At 46.8% G+C, this 4,331-nt stretch carries 4 protein-coding genes; all 4 read left to right on the top strand.

Going from position 1 to position 4,331, the window contains the following annotated elements; translation table 11 throughout:
* Positions 1-523 (top strand): glycine cleavage T C-terminal barrel domain-containing protein (locus tag A3766_RS14840; RefSeq protein WP_304440968.1); only part of this gene is annotated, 523 nt, incomplete at its 5' end.
* A gap of 105 nt (positions 524-628) precedes the next feature.
* The gene (gcvH, locus tag A3766_RS14835) at positions 629-1,027 is read left to right on the top strand and encodes a glycine cleavage system protein GcvH (protein ID WP_068508150.1); all 399 of its coding nucleotides are present in this window, start codon (positions 629-631) and stop codon (positions 1,025-1,027) included.
* 169 nt (positions 1,028-1,196) lie between these two features.
* Positions 1,197-2,567 (top strand): aminomethyl-transferring glycine dehydrogenase subunit GcvPA, encoded by a 1,371-nt coding sequence (gene gcvPA / locus A3766_RS14830; RefSeq protein WP_068508148.1) that lies wholly within the window; start codon positions 1,197-1,199, stop codon positions 2,565-2,567.
* Positions 2,567-4,039 (top strand): aminomethyl-transferring glycine dehydrogenase subunit GcvPB, encoded by a 1,473-nt coding sequence (gene gcvPB, locus A3766_RS14825; RefSeq protein WP_068508146.1) that lies wholly within the window; start codon positions 2,567-2,569, stop codon positions 4,037-4,039. The genes gcvPA and gcvPB overlap by 1 nt, the downstream gene beginning before the upstream one ends.
* Positions 4,040-4,331 lie beyond the last annotated feature (292 nt).

Here is a 4,331-nt window from a genome sequence, read left to right as displayed (position 1 = left end):
CTATACCGGTGAAGACGGTTTGGAAGTCATGGTGCCAAGCGATGCTGTTGCTGACTTTTGGAAAGCTTTGGTTGAAGCGGGTGTTAAACCATGTGGCCTGGGTGCCCGAGACACACTGCGTCTTGAGGCAGGTATGAACCTATATGGCTCCGATATGGATGAGTCTGTAACGCCGCTTCAGTCTGCTATGGGCTGGACAGTATCTTTCTCAGAAGACAGGGACTTCATTGGGAAAGCAGCGCTACTTGCGCAGAAAGAGCAGGGCGTATCGAGCAAATTGGTAGGCTTGGTGCTTGAGCAACGCGGTGTATTACGTGGCCATCAGAAAGTAATTGTTGAAGGTGTTGGCGAAGGTGAAATTACTAGCGGTAGCTTTTCACCTACACTTGGCTACTCGGTTGCCTTGGCGCGAGTACCTGCTGCGACGGGAGATAGTTGTGCTGTCGATATGCGTGGAAAGCAGGTGCCCGTTAGAGTGGTGCGCCCGCCTTTTGTTCGTAATGGTAAAAAAGTATTCGAGTAAAAAGCTCGTGCTTGTTGCTTAAATGTAGCAGGAACTTGCCAGAATAAATTTATTCACTATTTTAGTATTTGATTTAATTGTTATTTAGTTTGAGGATTGCAAAACATGAGTCTTATCCCTGGAGAATTGAAGTATCTATCTAGCCATGAGTGGGTTCGTCTGGAAGAAGATGGCGAAACCGTTACTATAGGTATTACTGATCATGCACAGGACCTACTGGGCGACGTGGTATTTGTTGAATTACCTGAAGTTGATGCAGTCATTGAAGCAGGTGAAGAAGCCGGTGTTGTCGAGTCAGTTAAAGCAGCATCTGATATCTTTTCTCCTGTTGGTGGAACGGTTCTAGAAACCAATGAAGGCTTGGAAGATTCGCCTGAAACGGTTAACAGCGATCCTTATGATGATGGCTGGTTCTTCAAATTGAAGATCTCTGATCCTCAAGAGCTTGAAGGCTTATTGTCTGCTGACGAATACAAAGAAATTTGTGAAGCAGAAGAGCACTAAGAAACTTAGTGTTTCAGCTGGTAACTGATAGCATTTGCCAGCTAATTATTTCAGACCTTTGTGATACTTGTTTAGATCGTGCAATTTCGGTGAAGCAAGTCGGCAAAGGTTTTTATTTTTTAAGTTCCTGAGTGAATGCTTTGGGAACTCGCTGCAAAGAGGGTGTGTAATGCCTTTTATTCCTCATACGGAACACGATATCCAGAAGATGTTGGATGTTATTGGTGTCGACAAAGTCGATGACCTGTTTGATGAAATTCCAGCTCACTTACGAGCCAAACCACTGAATGGTGTGCCTGAAGGTTTAGGCGAAATGGAAATGATGCGGCTAATGAGCGAGCGTGCTCAATTAGACGAAGGTGCGCTATGTTTTATTGGTGCCGGTGCCTACGAACATCATATTCCTGCTGCTGTGTGGGATGTGACGATGCGTGGTGAGTTCCTGACTGCCTATACACCTTACCAGGCAGAGGCAAGCCAAGGGACTTTGCAGCTAATCTATGAATACCAAAGCATGATGTGCCAGCTTACGGCGATGGATATGTCTAATGCTTCCTTGTATGACGGAGCATCGGGCCTAGCTGAAGCCGTGTTGATGGCGATTCGTGCCAACAGAAAGTCCAAGAGCAAAAAGGCTCTGATCGCAGGTACCGTACATCCTCTATACCAGCAAGTGGTTGATGACATTGTTAGCAACCAGGGAATTTCCATTGATGTATTGCCAATGGACGATAAAGCGCTTGCCGTTGATAGTGCAGCGTTAGAAAGCTTTGCTGGCCAAGACTATGCCGCTTTGATAATTCCTCAGCCAAACTTCTTTGGCTCGTTGGAAGATGTGAATGCTTTAACCAACTGGGGCCAGGCAAATGGCATGTTGGTTATTGGCGTCGTTAATCCGACAGCTTTAGCGCTATTAACGCCTCCTGGTGAATGGGGAGATAAGGGTGCCGATATCGCCGTGGGTGAAGGTCAGCCATTGGGTATTCCTATGGCATCGGGTGGCCCGTATTTTGGCTTTATCTGTTGTAAAGAAAAGCTGGTTCGCCAAATGCCAGGACGTATTATTGGTCGTACTGTCGATCTGGAAGGTAAAGAAGGTTTTACCCTGACCTTACAGGCACGCGAGCAGCATATTCGCCGTTCTAAAGCGACTTCCAATATATGTACCAACCAAGGCTTGGCGGTTACAGCAGCAACGATTTATATGTCTTTGATGGGCTACAAGGGCCTTTCTCAGGTAGCGATGGCTTGTCATCAAAATACTCAAAAATTGCGCGCTAAGCTTGAAGCAATTGACGGAGTGTCAGTGCTGAATGGCGAAGCCTTCTTCCATGAACTGGTTGTACAGGTCGATAACGATGCTGATGCAGTACTTGAAAGCATGGCTGAGCAGGGCGTGTTAGCGGGCTATGGTCTTGAGCAACACTTTGATGCTTTGAAGAACTGTATTCTAGTGTGTGTGACTGAAGTGAAAAATGATGCCGACCTGGACTTATTCGCTAACGCGTTAAGCCGGGCGCTAGCAGGAGGAGAAGCCTAATGTTGATTTTTGAAAACGGTAGTCAGGGCAGAACAGCTTCGGCGCAATTACCTCCTAAAGCCGATAGCCAGGCGACCACGATTCCTCAGGAATTGCTACGTCAAAAGCCGGCGCTTATGCCAGAGGTATCTGAATTACAAACTGTGAGACACTTTACTAACTTGTCTCGCAAGAATTTCTCGATAGATACTCAGTTCTATCCCTTGGGCTCTTGTACGATGAAGTACAACCCAAAAGGTGCGCAGCGTGCAGCGAGTTTGCCGGGTTTTATATCTCGTCACCCTTTAGCGCCTGAGTCGCATAGCCAAGGTTACTTGTCATGTGTCTATGAGCTTCAGGAAGTACTTAAAGAAGTGACGGGTATGGCGGGTGTATCACTAAGCCCTATGGCCGGTGCACAAGGTGAATTCGCCGGTGTTGCGATGATCAAAGCCTATCACGAAGCACGTGAAGATTTTGGAAGAACTGAAATTATCGTTCCAGAAGCAGCTCATGGGACAAACCCTGCTACAGCGGTAATGTGTGGTTATAAGGTAAAAGAGATCCCTGTAAAGTCAGGCGGTGATGTTGACCTGGAAGCGCTTAAAGAAGCAGTTGGCCCACAAACAGCCGGGATCATGATGACTAACCCTTCGACCTGCGGCGTGTTCGAAAGACAGATCGAAGAGATTGCCAAGACGGTTCATGACGCGGGCGGTTTGCTTTATTACGATGGTGCGAACCTGAACGCGATCTTGGGTAAAGTACGCCCGGGCGATATGGGTTTTGACGTGCTGCATATGAACTTGCACAAGACCTTTGCAACACCTCACGGTGGCGGTGGACCAGGTTCTGGCCCAGTTGCTGTAGGTGAGCGTTTACTACCATACCTGCCTACGCCAATGGCGGGTTGTCAGGCGCAAGCAGACGGCGTTAAGAATTATCATTGGGTGACCCAAGCAGATAATGTAGATTCCATCGGTCGCCTAAGTACCTTCATGGGTAATGCCGGGATTATTCTTCGAGCCTACATTTACGCAGTACTACTTGGCCGAGAAGGCTTGCATCGAGTTGGTGAGTTTTCAACCTTGAGTGCAAACTACATGGCTAAGTTGATGGCTGATGCCGGTTTTGAATTGGCCTATCCTGAGCGTCGAGCCACGCATGAGTTTATTGTGACGATGAACAAACAAGCGAAAGGTCTGGGTGTCACGGCGATGGACTTTGCCAAGCGTTTACTCGATTACGGCTACCATGCTCCGACCACTTACTTCCCCTTGTTGGTACCAGAGTGTTTGCTGATTGAACCAACCGAGACAGAGTCTATTGACGAGCTAGAAGGCTTTGTTAAGGCGATGGCAGCGATTCAGAAGGAAGCGGAAGACACACCAGAAACAGTAAAAGGTGCGCCTTATACGCAACCTGTTCGTCGTCTGGATGATGTTAAAGCTGCACGAGAACTTGATGTAGCCTACTCAGCGCCAGCAGAGTAAAAATGTTCCAAAAGGGTGCGCTATGGTGCACCCTTATCCTGCCCTAAAAATTTCTAAACTATTTCAAACGTACGCCTTGGCAATATCCGTTTTAGCATCTATCTTACTATTTCAACATGGATGAGAGTTGTCGCAGGGTATTAGCTAATACGACTTACCTGACAGACAATATTTCTAGCTCTATGTTCTTGATATACAGTTGTTAGCTGTTTTTAGGGCATAATCTTTCGATTTCTCTATAGTCTATATATCCGTTTCCAGAATTAAAATTAGGTTTGTATGCTCTTCGCTA

This window comes from Oleiphilus sp. HI0132, from assembly GCF_001635845.1.
Note: the sequence above shows the minus strand (reverse complement) of the source record. Positions and strands in the feature narration are given on the sequence as shown.